This is a genomic window from Sorangium sp. So ce204 (assembly GCF_051526795.1).
GTDB lineage: Bacteria > Myxococcota_A > Polyangia > Polyangiales > Polyangiaceae > Sorangium > Sorangium cellulosum_B.
In genome coordinates, this window is the sequence record NZ_CP150317.1 from 11,245,053 (window position 1) to 11,261,969 (window position 16,917).

Genomic DNA, 16,917 nt, shown 5'->3' on the forward strand with positions numbered 1-16,917 from the left:
GGAGCGTCGATCTGGCCAGGGCTCAAGCCCGGATCACCGTGACCTCTCGGCCGCCCGGCGTCCGCGCCGCCTCGGTCGCGGTGCGATCGCGCAGCCGCGGGATCCCGGGGCGCCGATCGAAGATGAGGAGCCAGCCGCGGTGGAGCCCCAGGCCCTCCAGGTATCCATCGAGCTGAGCGAGCCCTTCCCGCACCGGATCCGGCTCTCCGGGGCGCCACACCTTGAGCTCCATCGCCAGCCGGTCCTGTCCGTGCTCGACCAGCAGATCCATCCGGCCGCTGCCTATCGCGACCTCCCGCTCCACACGCCCGTGGCCGTTCACCACCCTGTGCAGGAAGGCCATGAGCACGAGGTGCGGCGCGATCTCCGCGTAGGGCGTGCTGGCGAGCAAGGCCTCCGCGTGCTGCCGCCAGAACGACACGAACGCCTCGAGCAAGCGCTCGGGATCGAGGCGCCCGTCCTGCCGGAGCCAGGTAGGCGTGATCGACGGCATCGAGCGCCGCGCGGTCGCGGACAGCGCACGCGGGAGGATCTCCGCGTAGATCGGGTTGGCGATCTCCAGCGCGCCGTTCGCCGCCTGGCGGACGAGCCCGAGATCCATCGCGTAGCGCTGGTCGTCCTCGGGGACCGCGCCCAGCGCCGAACCGGCGAGGATGGGCTCGATCACCGCGCGCACCCGCTCCTCCTGCAGGCGCTCGGCGAGGCTGTCGAGGTGCGTGTCCTGCCGGACGACGATCGCGTCGCGCGCGGCGCGAACGTGCGCGGGCAGGAGCGTCACGCTGCGGTCGGGCACGAGCTCGTCCACCATCTGCCTGGCCAGCGCGTTGACCAGCCACGGCTGCCCGCAGGTGAGCTGGAACGCGAGGTCGACCGCCTCGGGCGCGAAGACCTGCCCCATGTCAGCCGTGTGCTGGGCGTAGAGCCCCGCCACCTCCTCGCGCGTGAAATCGCGCAGGAGGACGGACTCCTCCTTCACGTTGAACGGCGAGGCGCCGCCGAGCTGGCCCTCGTCGCCCACCGTAACCCGGTAGTCCCGGACATCGCGCATCCCCATCAGGGCGATCGCCCAGGGAAAGCCCTGCGGCCTGCGGCGGTGCCCCCCGCGCAGCTGGCTCAGCGCCGAGAGCAGCGTGGGGCCGGTGAGCGCGTCGATCTCGTCGAGAAAGAGCACGAGCGGGCGAGGACAGGCCTGCGTCCACGCGGCCAGCGCGGCGGCTAGGCGGTGGCCCGGCGCCCCGTCAGACCAGGGCGGCGGACGCAGATCGGGCGGGAGTTGAAAGGCCGCGTCATCCCGGAAGGCTTGAAGAATCGCTGACTCCGCAGCGCCGACGTCCTCCGGGAAGGCGCGGCCGACCTCGAGGGACAGGAGCGCCGCCGCATAGCGGCCCTCCTGCGTCAACGCGGCGGCCAGCGAGAGGAGCGACGTGGTCTTGCCCGTCTGCCGCGGACCGTGCACGACGAAGTAGCTCTGGCGGTCGATCAGCCGCCGCAGCCGCTCGATGCGGCGGAGGGGGTCGACCATGTAGTGCAGGTCGGGCCTGCACGGGCCGGCGGTGTTGAAGAAACGCGCCATCGGGGCGCCATCCTGCCATGGGAGCGCCGGGAGTCACGCAAGACCGGGGTTCGGGAGGACTCGAGCCGTAGACGATGCGGCCCTCCGCAGCCGTGACAGCAGCGGAGGAAACGGGCCAACATATCCTGGAGCCCGACCAGCAGCTCGGGCACGCGTGCCGGCGATCGCTGGGCGCGCTCCACGAGGCTGATGGGCGGACTGATACGGACCGGTGGCAGGCGAGCCCGGAGCTGCGCAGGCAGCTGCATGGACAGCGGTGCGCTTGACGGGCTTGCGCGGAACGAATCTCCGGCGACCTCGTGCAGAGCGGCACCCGCGCCCAGTTCGACAAGCTGACCGAGGCGCTCCAGCAGCTCTGGGCGCGCCTGGCGGACCTCGGTTCTCGTCGAGCTCGCCAAGGGACGCGGGGAGCCACGTGAACCATGAAGCCAAGATCACCAGCAGCACAGCAGCACGGCTCGCCCAACGGCACTGGTCATGCCGACGAACGGGGCCATACAGAGCCACCACGACATCACATCACCGGGAGATCCACGCCGTGATCCGGGAGCCCGAGCGCCACGAGGTAGTCGCCCCAGGTGTCGAACAGCGCCGCCTTGTCGTCCCCCCGCGCGCGGCGCTCGACCTCGGCGGGCGCGAGGCCGCCGAAGAGCCAGAGATAGGTCCTCAGGTACGCCTCGGCCGGGCGATGCGGGTGGAATGAGAAATTTCGTCGCCGAAATGCAATGCAACGCCAGATGCCTTTCGACATCGCTCACGCGCCGGGACGCTGGCCAGGCACACACGGAGGATGGTAGAGAGCGAGCGTGACGCTGGCGCGCGGTCACGTGCGTTGGCGCGCCCGAGGTGGAGCGTGCGAGGTCCTCGATCAGCATCCTGGCTTTTGTCGTGGGCAGTGTTGCTCCTCGGGCTGGTTGCGACTGCCCCCGCGCGCGCGGAGGCGCCTCCGAAGCGCTCGGAAGCCGTCAAGGAGCTCATTCGCGAGGCGAGGGCGGCGCTGGATCGGTCCGACCTCGCGCAGGCGCGGGAGCTGTGGGGCGTGGCATACGATATCGAGCGGTCGAACGTCGCGATGTGCAACCTGGGGCAGCTCGACGTGCGGATGGGCCGCTGGGAGGAGGCCGTGGGGGAGCTCTCGCAGTGCGTCCAGCACATGCCGGCCCCGAGTACGGAGGAGGAGCGGCGCCTGGTCGAGTACCGGCACGCCGACCTCGCCCGGGCCCGGCGGCGCGTTGGCGAGGTGGTCCTCATGCCGCCGCCCGGCATCGTGGGCATGTTCGTGAACGGCCGGGGGGTGAAGGACGGCAACCGCGTCTACGTGAGGCCTGGCCAGCACGAGGTGATGGCCGTCGGGCAGGAGGGGCAGGTCGCGCGCGCGGGTGTGAGGGTGGAGGCGGGCGAGTCGAAGGCGGTGCCGCTCACGTTCGACAAGCCGGCACAAGCGCCGGAGGACCGCGCGCAGCCGCCGAAGGACCGCGCTCAGCCGCCGAAAGGGGCTTCCGGGCCTGGAGCGCCCGGGCCTGCGGCGCCAAAAGGGCCGCCGCAGGGCGCGGGCCGGCCCGGGCCGGACTTCCGGATCGTCACGACGGGCGCGGTGGCCTCGATCGGGTTCTTGGTGGCAGGCACCGTGTCCTTGCAGAGCGCGCGGGGGTACGGGCAGGAGGCGACGGCGGCTCGATATCACGCCCTGGTGATGAGCAAGCTCGATCCCGCATTTCAACCCGACTACAACGGGATGGTCGATACTGCCGCCAGCGGGAAGCTGATGCGTCTCCTGGGTACCAGCGCGTTGATCGCCGGGGCGGCAGCAGGCGCGGCCACCCTCGTGTACGTCTGGTTGCCGAACGATACGCAGATTCGAGTGGCGGCGCACGGCGCGGAGGTTCGCGTTCGATGGTGAGCGTCGGCGATGTCGCTGAGGGCCGTCGGTGCGAGAGCATGGTGAAGCTGGCGCGGAGGCCTTCCTGATGCGACGTCCGATGTTGCTGTTTCTCTCCGCGACGGCGCTGCTCGGGTGCGAAGACGAGTGGTTTGTGCCGCTGCTTGCGCCGCCGGCCGATTCGGGTCCAGTGCTGTGGATGTGGGTAGGTGCGGAGGACGATGCGCCTCCCTGTATCGACGGCCAGCCGCCGAAGTGGGAAGGCTGGATGGCTGACGCGCCTGAAGGGCTGCCGGACACATGCGATGCGTGCGAATGTGGTCCGGCGGCGTGCGAGCTGCCCTCCACGGTCATGGCGAACGCGATGACCTGCCCAGGCGGAAGCACCTCCATCGCGCTCGACGCCGGAGCGGGATGGGATGGGACATGCGCTGCGCTCCCGTCGCCCGTCCAGCCGGACGAATTCGCGTCCGTCGTCTACGAGCCGCCGACGCTCTCGCCATGCATCCCCTCGGCGACGCCCGAGCCGCCGCCCGTTCCGGCAAGGTTCGTCCGGGTGTGCGCCGGCAACACGGCACAGGAACCGCCGGGGTTCATCCCCTGCATGCAGGCCAGCAGCGAGGGGACCTGCCGGCGTGGCCTGACACGACACGAGTTCTTCGAACAGCTGATCGACAACCGCGCCTGCGCTCCGTGCGAGTGTGGTCCCCCAGCGGGCGGCAGGTGCGTCGCCGAAGTCGGCTTGTATGCGGACAGCGCATGCAGCGACCGCATGGACGCGGGGCTCCCCGTCGGCCTCGGGGAGACGGCCTGCGCGGACGTCACCTCGCCCCTCCCGCTCAGCGCGATGCGCGCCACGCTCGTGGAGGAAGAGCCAGGCGCCTGCTCCCCCAGCGTCGCTGCCGTGCTTGGCACCCTGGAGCGACGCGAGCCGCACATCGTATGTTCCTATTCCGAGATGTGGTGGAAGACACCGTGAGGCGGATGACGATGTCCATGTCGAGCGCGCGGCTCACGCTCCTGGCTGTGCTGTCGTTGCCAGCGATGGCGTGCGCCAACCATCCGGACATCGCGGGGAAGGCGGTCGTCGCCCTCGACGGTAAAACGCTGAATTACGACACCGGCGATGATGGACGGAGGTTCGTGAAAACAGGGGAGAGGTGGTCGACGGGGTGCTACCTGAATGACTCCTTGCCAGATATGTACCTGGACCGCGCGCGCGACGACGACCCGCCGATCAGCTCCATTGCATTGCTCGTCAAGCACGAGGATGACGGCGGCGAGCCTCTACCGAATGTCGGGATGTACACAGGAGACGATTTCTACGATGGCTTTTGCCACGTCGTGGCGACGATCGGCAGCGATCCGCGCGAGGTGGAGTTCTCGACGGGCGACTGCGAGCTGCAGCGGTCCCTCGACGGCCATCCCGCGCTGCTCGTCTCCGCTCTGTTTCACGTCAAGGAGTGCGACGAGTAGGGCACGGCCGGCGCGGCCGGAGCCACACGCGGCGCCGGCCGCGCCGTGGGCCCGCTGAGCGTACCCCTAATACAGGTGGAACTCCGGGTGCCGCACGAGCCCGTAACAAACGGCCGCCCACCCCGCTTCCTCCGGCGAGAACCGCGACTTCGCCGCGCCCTTCGCGCGGTGCCGCGCGACCGTCCCCTCGTACAGCGCGAAGAACTTCCCCTGCCGATCCGGCGGCCCGAGGCGCGCCGGGTAGCTCAGGAACGTCCGGTGCAGCACGTCGAAGCGCGGGGCGAACGCCGCCTCGTCGGCGTCCTGCGCGGGCAGATCGAACGCGAAGATCAGCCGTCGCTCGATCGGGACGCGCTCCTTCGCCTTGAGATCGTGCTCCAGGGCGCGGTCGCAGAGCGCGATCCCGAGCCGCTCGAACGCCGCCAGCATGAGCGCGTTGGTCTGCGTGGCGCGCGGGAGATCCAGGCCGTGATCCGGGAGCCCGAGCGCCGCGAGGTAGTCGCCCCAGGTGTCGAACAGCGCCGCCTTGTCGTCCCCCCGCGCGCGGCGCTCGACCTCGGCGGGCGCGAGGCCGCCGAAGAGCCGGAGATAGGTCCTCAGGTACGCCTCGGCCGGGATGAGCCGCAGATCCTCCTTCGGAGCCCGGCTCTGCGCGACGCGCCCCGTCTCCCGGAGCGGCGCTGCAGGCCGCGGCGCGATCGCCTCCGGCGGGCCGCACGCGCCGGCCAGCGCGGCCACCGCGGCCACGCCGACGAGGGCGAAGGCCCCCGTCCGCCCGGGCGCCCTCCCCCGGCCCTGCATCACCGCGCCCCCTCGCCGCGCGCCGCGCCGCCCCGCTCCGCCTCGCCCTTCGCCGCGCCGCCCCGCTCCGCCCCGCCCTTCGCCACCCCGCCCCGCTCCAGCGCGGGCCGCACGTTGCTCGCGCGCGCATACGCCGGCGAGCGGACGATCGCCTCGACCAGCGGCCGCATCCGGTAGCCGCGCGACACGAACCGCTCGCGCAGCGCGCCGAGCAGCGCCTCGTCCTCCTCGCGCAGCGGCCGCCCCAGGAACGACTCGGTGACGCGCAGGGCCGCGCACGACGCGAACTCCGGCATACGCGTGAGATCGGCCGCGGCGCCAGCCGGGCCGCGCTCTGCGTGATCCGCCGAGGCATAAGCGCCCCGCAGCACGCCGCGCTCCCGGCTCGAGAACACGGGGTCGTAGAAGCGCTGGCACGATTGCCCCGTCTTCCCCTCCGCGTTCAGCTTGCACACCGGGTTCTCGATCGGGAACCGCTCGGCGGGCAGATAGGTCCACGTCGTCTCCTCGACCCGCGTGAAATACGCCGCGAGCGGCTCCAGCGTCGCATGACAGCTCGAGCAGCCCGGCCGGACCATGAGGTCGGGCTCCTCCGACGGCGGGAGCTCCGCGTGCTCGGCCGTGAAGCTCTTGCACAGGAACGCGCTGTAGAGCGCCGCCGCCCGCGCGCGCCGCGAGGAATACTTCGTGAGGAACACAGGCGTCGTGAGGATCCCCGCCGCGCGCGGCCCGCGATCGGGGATGAACGTCCAGGCCGAGACGTCGTGCGGCGCGACGACCGGCGGCACCGCGCCCGGCAAGAACAGGGGCGCCTCGTCCTCGCGCATCCCGAACGACGGGTGCAGCGAGCAGCACGCCGCGGGCGCGCTCGACCGGTAAAACTGCGCGAGCGGCCCGTTGATGAACGTGTAGCGCCCGGTGAGGATCTCCCGGAAATCGCGATCCGCCGCGAAGACGTGATTCATGAGATGAATCGCCTCCTGCGACCACCAGAACTTGTTCCAGCCGGTGATCGTGTGCGGCGCGGAGCCGATGGGCGCCTCGATGCCGAGCGGGGTATTCGCCGGCAGCACGAAGCTGCGCGGATCCCTGCCCGCGCTGTCGGCGGGCAAGCAATGCTCGAGGCCGATGCCGCAGCCGCAGTCGACGCTCATCACGGGCGCGAGCGCGCTCCGGCACGAGATCGGCTCGCCCCGGTGCGCCTTCGCATAACGATCCTCGCGCACCGGCGGGCGCGCGCGGCCCGGCGGCGGCGGAGCCCCCTTCGGCGGCGCAGGGATGTCGCTCGCGTAGAGGTGGCCGACCTCGGCGGTCTGCGCCTCTTCCTTGCAGACCCGGACCTCGACGGTCGGCGTCTTGCCGTCCGGCTCGACAAGGAGCTGGGGCAGCGGGACATAGGCGCTGTCCGGGTCCTTCCACCCGTCGCCATAACGCTGCGTCGGGACGACGGAGAGGTAATCGCGATAGAGCCAGTAGGGGCGCACGAGCGTCGTCCGCTCGTCGAGCAGCTTCTGGGAGATGCGGGCAGGCGTCCCCTTGATGGGCGCGTAGGCCGCCACCGCGAGCCCGCTCTCGGCGTCGGAGAAGCAGAACTCGCCGTCGATCACCGGGTTCAGGCGGCGCTGGCCGACGCGGTAATAGACGTAGAGCCGCTTGCCCTCCGGGCCGAGCACCTCCACCCGGCGGAGCGTCGTCGCAGCCGGCGTGAACAGCCCCGCCGGGCCGAGCTCGAGCCGCAGGACATCCATGTAGATGCGCGTGAGCCGCTCGGCATACCCCGGGCCGTCGAGGTGGCGCTCTATCCAGGCGTCCAGATCGAAGCCCGGCGACTCGAGCTCGGCGAGCTCCTCGCGCGTCGGGAGCCTCCCCTTCAGGTCGAGGGAGAGCGCCCGGAAATACCGGTACCGCTCCAGCGTCGGCGCGGCGGCGGACGGCGGCGCGAACGAGGCCGCGGCCGCCGCAGCGAGCGGCGCCGCCACGGCCAGCGCGCGCAGCGCCCGCCCCCTCATGCGTCGACCTCCTCCGCGGCGGGCGGCGGGGTCTCCTCGCCGGGGACCACCCCGGCCATCAGCATCCCGAGCTCCGTCCGCGATACAGCGCCCGCGTCCCGCGTCGCCACGATCTCGCCCCGGTACATGACCGCGATCCTGTCCGACAGCGCCAGGATCTCGTCGAGCTCCGCCGACACCAGCAGCACCGCCGCCCCCGCGTCGCGCGCCGCCACGATCTCGCGGTGGATGTGCTCGATCGACCCGACGTCCACGCCCCGGGTCGGCTGGCTGGCCACGAGCAGCTCCACGGGGCGGCTCATCTCCCGGGCGAGGATCACCTTCTGCTGGTTGCCGCCCGACAGCGCGGAGACGGGCGTCTCCGGGCCGGGCGCGCGAATGTCAAAGGTCTTTATCAACCGCCTCGCGTTCTCCTCGCGGGCGTCGTCGCGGAGCACACCCCGCACGGCGAATGGAGCCTTGTAGTAAGTGCACAGCACGAGGTTGTCCGCGATCGCGTACGAGAGCACGAGCCCGTGCCGCTGGCGGTCCTCGGGCACGTGCGAGACGCCGCGCTCGATGAGGGCGCGGGGCAGCGCGCCGGTGACGTCGCGGCCCCGGAGGAGCACGCGCCCGGCGCGGGGCGGCGACAGGCCGGTGATGGCCTCGCAAAGCTCGGTCTGGCCGTTTCCCTGCACGCCGGCGATCCCCAGGATCTCGCCGGCGCGCACCGAGAAGCTCACCTCGCGCACCACGTCGGCGCCCGATCCGCGGCGGCCCGCGACGCCGAGGCGCTGCACCTCGAGCACGACGTCCTTGGGGCTCGCCGGGGCCTTGCTCACCTGGAGCGCCACCTCGCGGCCCACCATCATCGCCGCCAGGCCGCGCTCGTCCGTCTCCGCCGGGATCGCGGCGCCCACCACGCGCCCGGCGCGCATGACCGTCACCCGGTCCGCGACCGCGAGCACCTCCCTGAGCTTGTGCGTGATGAACAGGACCGAGACCCCCCGCGCCGTCAGCCCCCGCAGCACGCGGAACAGCTCGTCCGCCTCCTGGGGCGTGAGCACGGCCGTGGGCTCGTCGAGGATCAGGATCTCCGCCTTACGGTAAAGAGCCTTGAGGATCTCCACCCGCTGCTGCACGCCGACCGGGAGGTCCTCCACCCGGGCGTCGGGATCGACGTCCAGCCCGTGGCGCGCCGAGAGCTCGCGGACCTCGGCGCTCGCGCGCCGGCGGTCGAGCAGGGCCCCGCGCACGGGCTCCGCGCCGAGCACGACGTTCTCGGCGACCGTGAACACCGGGATCAGCATGAAGTGCTGGTGCACCATGCCGATCCCGAGCGCGATCGCGTCGCTCGGCGAGCGCAGCGCGACCGGGCGCCCGCTCCGGAGGAGCGCCCCCTCGTCCGGGCGCAAGAGCCCGTAGAGGATGTTCATCAGGGTCGATTTGCCGGCGCCGTTCTCCCCGAGCAGGGCGTGGATCTCGCCCTTTCGGAGGTCGAGATCGACCTTGTCGTTCGCCAGGACGCCGGAGAACCGCTTCGTGATCCCCCGGGCCTCGAGGACGGCCGTCACCGCCGCCCCTCCGGCTCGTACGGCAGGCCGTCGGCGGCCGGCGGCGTTGTCTTGCCGATGACGCCGGTCAGCAGCAGCAGCGTCAGGAGATAGGGCACCAGCCCGACGACCGACGACTGCTGCAGGAACGACCACGACGGCGGGATCTGGTCGCGGAAGAGCTGCAGGTTGATCTGGAACGCCTGCGCCGCGCCGAAGACGAGCGCCGCGGCCCACGAGCCGAACGGCGTCCAGTCGCCGAAGATCATCGCCGCGAGGGAGATGAAGCCGCGCCCGTTCGTCATCAGCGGCTCGAAGGACGGCACCGACTCCAGCGTGAAATACGCCCCGCCGAGCCCGGCGATCGCCCCGCCGATCACGACGTTCACGTAGCGCACGCGGGCCACGTCGATCCCGACCGTCGCGGCCGCGCGGGGGTGCTCGCCGACGGCCCGCGCGCGCAGGCCCCACCGCGTGCGGAAGAGCACGAGGTGCGTCAGCGCGACAAGCGCGACGGCGGCGACGGCGATCGGCTGCTGCTCGAACACGGGGCCCACGACCGGGATGTCCGAGAGCAGCGGGACGCCGAGGCGCGGAAGGACGCCCGGCGCGTGAGGCACCTGCCCGCCGAACACGCTGCCCGACCCGAAGAAGAGCTGGCGGTTGAAGAAGCCGGTGAGCCCCACGGCGAGCAAGTTGATCACCGTCCCCGCGAGGATCTGGTCCACCGAGAAGGTCACCGCAAGCGCGGCCAGCAAGAGCCCCAGCGCGGCGCCGGTGGCGACCGCGATCACGACGCCGATCAGCAGGCTCGGCAGCGGCGGGAGCCCCAGGATCGCGCTCGCGTAGATCGACCCGAACCAGCCCGAGAACGCCGCCGCGAGCATCATGCCCTCGATGCCGAGGTTGACGACCCCGGAGCGCTCGCAGAAGACGCCCGAGAGGGCGCCCAGGGTGAGCGGGGTGGCGACGGCGAGCGTCGTGGCCGCCATGCTGGCCACGATCGTCAGCGGCGGCACCTGCGACGCGCCGACGAGCGTCACGACGAGGACCAGCACGCCCACGACCACCGCGATGAATGCGTAGCGTCGATAGCCCATCTTCGTCCTTCCCTGCTCCCGTTCCCCGCTCCGGTCCCCGGCCCCTCGCCCGATCCGGCGCGCTAGCCGCCCCACCCGCGCGTGAGCACGAGCCGCTCGCCCTCGCCCCGGACGCGGTAGATGCGCCGGACCAGGGCGTCCGCCGCGACGAAGAGCAGGATCAGCGCCTGGATGATGGAGATCACGTCGATCGGCACCTGCGTCAGGTACTGCATCCGGGTCGCGCCGCTGCGCATCACGCTGAACAAGAGGGCCGCGAGCACCGTCCCGCCGGGGTGCGTCTTGCCGAGCAGGGCGATGGCGATCGCGTCGAAGCCGTACCCCTGCGAGAACCCGAGCTCGTGCCGGTGGTGCAGCGCGCTCACCTCGATGGCGCCCGCCAGCCCGGCGAAGGCGCCCGAGAGCGCCATGGTCGCGATCACGGTGCGGCTCACCCGCACGCCGGCGTAGCGCGCGGCGTCGGGGCTCTGCCCGGCCGTGCGGATCTCGAAGCCGAACGTCGTCCGCCGGAGCGCCCAGCCGACGAGCGCCGCCGCGAGCAGGGCGAGCGGGAAGCCCCAGTGCAGCCGGAAGCCGTCCACGAGCGCGGGGAGGCGCGCGCTCTCGTCGATGAGCGGCGTGCGGGAGAGCACGTTGGACGCGCCCGGGTCCTTCATCGGGCCGTTCAGGAGGAAGCTGACCGCGTTGAGGGCGACGTAGTTGAGCATGATCGTGCTGATCACCTCGTGTCCCCCGGCGCGCGCCTTGATCCAGCCGGGCACCGCGGCCCACAGCCCGCCCGCGAGCGCGCCGAGGAGCAGCGTCACGGGGACGTGCAGCGCCGCGGGCAGGCCACCGCCCACGAGCTGCGGCAGCCAGTGGCCCGCCCAGGCCGCGGAGAGCGCCCCGAGCGCGAGCTGCCCCTCCGCGCCGATGTTGAAGAGGCCGCCCTTGAGCGCCAGCGAGACCGACAGGCCGGCCAGGATGTACGGCGTCGCCCACACGAGCGTCTCGCTCACCGCCCGCGGCGACCCGAGCGCGCCCTCGAGCATGCCGGCGTAGGCCTCGAGCGGGTTGCCCCCGGCCACGGCGATGAGGACGCCGCCCAGGACCATCGCGGTGAACACCGAGAGGGCCGGCAGGAGCAGCGGCCGGAGGCGCCGGAAGCGCCGGTGCAACGACTCGAGGCGCCGGATCAGCTTCTCTCGCATCCTCAAGAGCCCAGGGCGATCACGGCCCCTTGGCCGGCGGCACCGCCGTCTTGAGCGTCCCGTCGAGCAGCCCTTTCCGGAGCTCCTCCATCTTCGCCTTCACCTCGGCGGGGACCTTGGCGTCGAGATCGTGATACGGCGCATACCCCGACTTTCCCTGGAAGTTCCCCGACGGCAGCTTCCCCTCCTTGGCCGCCTTGATGAGGTCGAAGGTGCCGTCGGAGATGAGCTTGACGGCGCTGGAGAGCAGGACCTTCTGGGCCTCGGGCACCGTGAAGTACTGGTCGGTGTCGACGCCGATGGCGTAAACGCCCTTCGTGGCCGCGCCGAGCAGCGCGCCGTTGCCCGTCTTGCCGCCGCCGCCGAAGACGATATCGACCCCCTTGTCGATCATCGAGACGGCGGTCGTCTTCCCCCACTCGGGATCGGTAAACGTCTTATCGAAGCCGACGTCGTTGTGGTAGACGACGCTGAGCTCGATGTCGGGCTTGACGTGGCGCGCCCCGGCGCGGAAGCCCTCCCCGAACCGCCACACGGGCGGGACGGCGTCGGTGGCGAGCACGGCGCCGATCTTCCCCGTCTTGGTCATCATCGCGGCCAGCGCGCCGACGAGGAAGCCGCCGTGGTCCTCGGGGAAGACCAGGCCCACGACGTTCGGCTTGTTCGCGATCTGGAACTGGTCGATGCCGATGAACTTCACGCCGCTGAACTGATCCGCCGCGGCGCGCGTCGCCTCCGTGAGCCCGAAGCCCGACGTGACGACCACGTCGTACCGCTCCTCGGCGAACGTCCCGATGTTCTTGGGGTAGTCCTTCGGATCCGTCGTCTCGATGTACTGCGTCGTGGCGCCGAGCTCCTTCTGCGCCCGCTGGATCGCCTCCCAGGCCGACTGGTTGAACGACTTGTCGTCGATCTTGCCCATGTCGGTGACGAGGCCCACGCAGAACACCTCGGGGCTCGCGCAGTCGGCCTTCTTGCTGCTGCTGTTACACCCCGCGAGCGCGCTGGCGAGGGCCAGCAGGACCGCGATCGCGACGCGCCGCTTCTTCAACATGCCGGATCTCCTTGGAAGGCCCGCATTGGACACCGGGCCGCGCACCAAGGCAACCACCGCATCGCACTGGCGCATATTTACCCACACGGCGCTCACTCGAGCGCTCTCATCCGCTGCGCGGGAGCTCGGCCGGCTGAGCGGAGCACGGCGCGCCTGCCCTCGAGCCTTCCCTCGAGATCGCGATCGGGGGAGCAACATTTTTTCCTCGAGCGTTGTCACAGTCGATCGGCAGCGCCCGATGAGCGACGGGGCGCGCCGGCGCAGCCTTCCCGAGGAGGTCCTTCCATGAATGGTCCCGCCGTTCGATTCACGCTTTTTTGTGCTCTCATCGCGTCCGCCCTCGTCCCTTCGGCGGACGCGTCGGCCTGCGGTGGAGTCGAGATCATGCCCGCGATCGACCACCGCGTGATGGGGATCGCCCAGGCCGAGCAAGCGCTTCACGACGGCCGGTTCACCGCGGCGGCGGGGAGCGTGATCCGGATGTTCCCCGAGATCCGGCGGATCTCCCATGACAAGGACCCGCTGATCAACCGGGCCTTCCGCGTGCTCGCGGTGGCCACCGCGCGCGCGGACGGGGCGCTCCAGGTCGGACCGCAGCTGCCGCGCGAGCTGCTCGAGACGTGGGGCGGGGCGTCGGCCGAGGAGCGCAAGGGGAACATCGACTGGTCGATCCGCGCGCTGCGCCGGCTGAACGAGCAGCGGAAGAACGATCCGGCGCTCCAGACCGACCTGGGCGAGGCGCTCGCCAGGGCGCCCGAGCACCGCGGCGAGGCGCTCAGGCTGCTCGGCGATCTGGCGGAGAAGGACCTCGTGACGAGCCCCGAGGCGTACGCGACGCTGGCGCGGCTCCGCGCGCTCTCGGGGGACAACGCGGGGCACGACGCCGCGGCCACCCGGTGCGAGACGATGGCGCAGAACAAGGCGCTCTGCCGGACGAGCGGCGCGGTCGGTCCGCAGAGCTGACGCCGATGCGCGCCCGCCCGCTGCTCGCCCTGCTCGCGGCGCTCGCCTCGGGCGCCGCGGGGTGTACCTCCGAGGACGCGCGAGGGTCTGCGCCTGCCGCGGCGCCGCGCGCGAGCGACCAGGGCGCTGCGGCAGCCGCTCCGGCCGCCGTGGCCGCGGCGCCGGCCGGCGATCCGGCGCGCGGGGAGCGGCTCGTCGCGGAGCTCCAGTGCAACCGCTGCCACGACGGGACCGGGCAGGCGCCCGCGGCGCGCGACGCCCACTGCGTCCAGTGCCACCAGGACATCGCGGCGGGGCGGTTCCAGGCGCCGGCCGCGGCGATGAAGCGGTGGAACGAGAACCTCGTGCAGCTGCGCGACGTGCCGTCGCTCGCCGCCGCCGGCGACAGGCTGCGCCGCGACTGGATCCGCGCCTTCTTGCTGTCGCCGCACGACGTGCGCCCGCGCCTGCACGCGACGATGCCGCGGCTCGCGATCGGGCCCGAGCAGGCGAGCGATATCGCGGCCTACCTCACGCGCGATCGCCGCGAGGAGCGCGAACGTCCGAGCGCGCCGCTGGCGGGCGCGAGCGCGGCACGGGGGCGCGAGCTCTACGAGGCCAAGGGGTGCGGGACGTGCCACGCCTTCTCCGGGGCGGCCGGGGTGACGGCGGTCGCGCCCGTGAAGGGGATGGAGAGGGAGACGCGGGCCGCGATCGCCCTGGCGCCGGATCTGAGGCACGCGCGCGACCGGATGGAGCCCGCCGATCTCGTCGCGTGGGTGCTCGACCCCGCGGCGATCAAGCCGGGCACGCCGATGCCCCAGGTGCCGATGTCGCCCGCCGAGGCGCGGGACATCGCGGCCTTCGTCACGACCGCGGAGCTGTCGCCGCGGGCGCCGGCGAGCGCGCCCGAGCGGCTACCGCTGCTGTCGCGGCGGGTGACGTACGCCGAGGTGGATCGCCGGGTGTTCCGCGTCACGTGCAGGCACTGCCACTCCGAGCCGGATTACGCGCTCGGCGACGGCGGGCCCGGGAACACGGGCGGCTTCGGGTTCAAGCCGCGCGGGCTGAACCTCGCCACGTACGAGGGGATCGCCGCGGGCTACGTCGACGATCAGGGCGAGCGGCGGAGCGTGTTCTCGCGCGGGCCGGACGGCGCCCCTCGCCTCGTCGCCGCGCTGCTGGCGCGGCAGGCGGAGGAGGCGGGCCGCGCCGATCCGGCGGTGCGCGGGATGCCGCTCGGGCTACCCGCGGTCGGGCCGGAGGAGATCCAGCTCGTCGAGAGCTGGATCGCTCAGGGGCGGCCGCAATAGCGGACGAGCGGGAGGGGTCGATCGCCAGGGTCGCTCCGGCCTTGTCGTGGTGCCTCCCTTGCTTCCACGGCGACACCGAGGAGGTGGCCGATGCCTCGGTGGTCTCAACGCGCTCAGCACGCGGGCTCGCCTCCGAGCGGCGGGGGCAACGGGCCTTCGGGGAGGATGTCCATAGGAAGGCGTCTTTCCTTGCTCGTGTTCAGCCAGCTGATCCTGGCCGCCCTGGGCATCACGATGTCCATCGTCGCGCTCAAGCGGCTGGCTCTCGAGACATCCTACCTGCGTCACTATGTCTTCCAGCCGTTCGTCGTCATCAGCAGCGGCATCGAGTCATCGAACGCCCTCTATCCCCTGCTCGCTCGCCCGCCGTCGGACGTCGCTGAGGAGATCCGGGAGCCGATGATGCGGCTCCGCTCCTTCATCGATCGGTACCAGCGCGAGTGGTTGACGGCGACCTCGACCCTGCCGGAGGCCATTCACCTCCGCGCTGCGCTCGCGCGGGCCGGTGAGCTCGCGCTCCTGGAGGAAGAGCGCGAGGCGGCGGACACCATCGCCGCTGCCGTGGCGCACATCGAGCGCACGACCGGGCTCGCGGGCCCGACGCTCGCCGCGCCGCACGTGCGGCGCGCCGACGTGGAGAACCTCAGCGGCGCCCTCGTCAGGCTGCACAAGATCAACCTGCGTTACATGGAGGTCGCTTACGACGCGTTCGACCGCATCCGGCGGCGCATCCTCCTCGTCTTCATGACCGTCGGCCTCGGGGGCGTCATGGCGGCGTCGCTCTTCGGCCTCGCGGTGCGCCGCGCGATCGCGCCGCGAATCCACCGGATGGTGACCGCCGTCCAATGCTTTCGCGAGCTCGGCGTCTACGAGCCGCTCGAGGACCGGGGGGACGACGAGCTCGCCGTGCTCGCCCACACGCTGAACACGAGCTTCAAGGCCATCGCCGAGCGCGACAAGGATCGCGACCGGTTCCTCGCCGTCGCCGCGCACGAGCTGAAGACGCCGCTCACCACCATGAAGGGGTTCTCGCAGGTGGCGCTCGCCCACCGGAACGACCCGGCCATCCGCGAGCGCGCCCTCGCGATCATCGATCGCCAGGCGACGCGCCTCGGCCGCCTGGTCCAGGATCTCCTGTGGTCGGCGCGCATCTCCGGAGGCGAGCTCCCCTTCAGGCCCGAGGCGATCGACGTCGAGGAGCTCGCCCGCCGGGTGATCGGAGAGTTCGAGCTCGTGGCCAAAGATCACAGCATTCGCCTGGTGCCCCGGGGAGACGCGCACATGCTGGGCGATCCAGAGCTCGTCGAGCAGGCGCTCTGGAGCCTGCTCGTCCAGGCCGTGTCCATCGCGCTGGAGCACGATCCGGTGCTCGTCACGATCGACGCCGGCGCCGCCGCGCGCGTGCTCATCACGGTCGAGGTCCGGGGCGGGAAGGATCTCCCGGAGGACCTCGAGAAGCTGCTGGAGCCCTTCGCCGTCGTCGCGTTCGAGGGGCGGCGTGGCGAGCCGCGCAGCACGGGCGTCGGCCTCCACCTCGTCCAGGGGATCGCCCGGCTCCACGGCGCGAGGTTCTGGATCGAGCGGAGGCCCGGTGACCTCATGGTCTTTTCGCTGGAGCTGAGGCGCTAGCTGGCAGAGGGAACATGGTGCGAAACCTCGTGCTGGTCATCGACGATGACCCTGATTTCCGGGAGCTCGTCGCCCTCAGCCTGACCGAGTGGGGGCTCCAGTGCCTCCAGGTCTCCGCCTGCGCCGAGGCGCTCCCGCTGATCGAGCGCGAGCGCGACGGGCTGCGGGCGGTGCTGTGCGACTACTTCATGCCCGGGCTCTCCCCCGACGATTGCGCGAGGGCGATCCGCGCGCGGGTCGATCCGGCGGTGCGCGTGGTGCTCGTGAGCGCGGCGGTGGACGTCTCGGAGCGGGCCGCGGAGCTCGGGCTCGCGCGGTTCCTCGCCAAACCCTTCGATCTCGACCAGCTCTACGACGCGGTGCTCGGCCCGCGCGAGCCCTCGGCATGAGCGGCGCGGCCGATCGCAGCGGGGCGCCCC

15 protein-coding genes are annotated in these 16,917 nt (G+C 71.8%); 7 read left to right on the plus strand and 8 right to left on the minus strand.

Going from position 1 to position 16,917, the window contains the following annotated elements; translation table 11 throughout:
• Positions 1-22: 22 nt before the first annotated feature.
• Together WMF22_RS42400 and WMF22_RS42405 are read right to left on the minus strand one after the other, a co-directional pair.
• Entirely contained in the window at positions 23-1,573 is a 1,551-nt protein-coding gene (locus tag WMF22_RS42400) for an AAA family ATPase (RefSeq protein ID WP_438033426.1), read from the minus strand.
• A gap of 514 nt (positions 1,574-2,087) precedes the next feature.
• Positions 2,088-2,324 carry a hypothetical protein gene (locus tag WMF22_RS42405; protein ID WP_437295617.1) on the minus strand — a complete coding sequence of 79 codons (237 nt, stop codon included), beginning with the start codon at positions 2,322-2,324 and terminating at the stop codon, positions 2,088-2,090.
• A 288-nt stretch (positions 2,325-2,612) separates the two neighbouring features.
• On the opposite strand from WMF22_RS42405, the gene WMF22_RS42410 reads away from it, so the two are divergent.
• The 3 genes from WMF22_RS42410 to WMF22_RS42420 all read left to right on the plus strand — a co-directional run bounded on the left by WMF22_RS42410 (position 2,613) and on the right by WMF22_RS42420 (position 4,928).
• Positions 2,613-3,473 (plus strand): hypothetical protein, encoded by an 861-nt coding sequence (locus WMF22_RS42410; RefSeq protein WP_438033427.1) that lies wholly within the window; start codon positions 2,613-2,615, stop codon positions 3,471-3,473.
• A 247-nt stretch (positions 3,474-3,720) separates the two neighbouring features.
• Positions 3,721-4,431, plus strand: a complete 711-nt coding sequence (locus WMF22_RS42415) for a hypothetical protein (RefSeq protein WP_437295619.1) — start codon at positions 3,721-3,723, stop codon at positions 4,429-4,431.
• Between the two features lie 11 nt (positions 4,432-4,442).
• Positions 4,443-4,928 (plus strand): hypothetical protein, encoded by a 486-nt coding sequence (locus tag WMF22_RS42420; protein WP_438033428.1) that lies wholly within the window; start codon positions 4,443-4,445, stop codon positions 4,926-4,928.
• A gap of 66 nt (positions 4,929-4,994) precedes the next feature.
• Here the strand turns inward: WMF22_RS42420 and WMF22_RS42425 are convergent, their stop codons facing one another.
• From WMF22_RS42425 to WMF22_RS42450, 6 genes are all read right to left on the minus strand, one after another.
• The gene (locus WMF22_RS42425; RefSeq protein ID WP_438033429.1) at positions 4,995-5,729 is read right to left on the minus strand and encodes a hypothetical protein; all 735 of its coding nucleotides are present in this window, start codon (positions 5,727-5,729) and stop codon (positions 4,995-4,997) included.
• Positions 5,729-7,738, minus strand: coding sequence for a DUF1585 domain-containing protein (locus tag WMF22_RS42430; RefSeq protein ID WP_438033430.1), 2,010 nt, complete (start codon positions 7,736-7,738; stop codon positions 5,729-5,731). The genes WMF22_RS42425 and WMF22_RS42430 overlap by 1 nt, the downstream gene beginning before the upstream one ends.
• Positions 7,735-9,291: an ABC transporter ATP-binding protein gene (locus WMF22_RS42435; RefSeq protein ID WP_438033431.1), complete on the minus strand. Its 1,557-nt coding sequence runs from the start codon at positions 9,289-9,291 to the stop codon at positions 7,735-7,737. The genes WMF22_RS42430 and WMF22_RS42435 overlap by 4 nt, the downstream gene beginning before the upstream one ends.
• Positions 9,288-10,370, minus strand: coding sequence for an ABC transporter permease (locus WMF22_RS42440; protein ID WP_437295623.1), 1,083 nt, complete (start codon positions 10,368-10,370; stop codon positions 9,288-9,290). Before WMF22_RS42440 ends, WMF22_RS42435 begins: the two co-directional genes overlap by 4 nt.
• A 62-nt stretch (positions 10,371-10,432) precedes the next feature.
• Positions 10,433-11,560 (minus strand): ABC transporter permease, encoded by a 1,128-nt coding sequence (locus WMF22_RS42445; protein WP_437295624.1) that lies wholly within the window; start codon positions 11,558-11,560, stop codon positions 10,433-10,435.
• A gap of 19 nt (positions 11,561-11,579) precedes the next feature.
• On the minus strand, positions 11,580-12,614 hold the full coding sequence (locus tag WMF22_RS42450; RefSeq protein WP_437295625.1) for a BMP family lipoprotein: 1,035 nt from the start codon (positions 12,612-12,614) through the stop codon (positions 11,580-11,582).
• 384 nt (positions 12,615-12,998) lie between these two features.
• On the opposite strand from WMF22_RS42450, the gene WMF22_RS42455 reads away from it, so the two are divergent.
• The 4 genes from WMF22_RS42455 to WMF22_RS42470 all read left to right on the plus strand — a co-directional run bounded on the left by WMF22_RS42455 (position 12,999) and on the right by WMF22_RS42470 (position 16,887).
• A complete protein-coding gene (locus tag WMF22_RS42455; protein WP_438033432.1) occupies positions 12,999-13,577 on the plus strand; it encodes a hypothetical protein in 579 nt (192 codons plus the stop codon).
• Between the two features lie 5 nt (positions 13,578-13,582).
• Complete coding sequence (locus WMF22_RS42460) at positions 13,583-14,869, plus strand: c-type cytochrome (protein ID WP_438033433.1); 1,287 nt, start codon at positions 13,583-13,585, stop codon at positions 14,867-14,869.
• Between the two features lie 195 nt (positions 14,870-15,064).
• Positions 15,065-16,498, plus strand: coding sequence for a sensor histidine kinase (locus WMF22_RS42465; protein WP_438037323.1), 1,434 nt, complete (start codon positions 15,065-15,067; stop codon positions 16,496-16,498).
• A gap of 14 nt (positions 16,499-16,512) precedes the next feature.
• Entirely contained in the window at positions 16,513-16,887 is a 375-nt protein-coding gene (locus WMF22_RS42470) for a response regulator (RefSeq protein ID WP_437295628.1), read from the plus strand.
• Positions 16,888-16,917 lie beyond the last annotated feature (30 nt).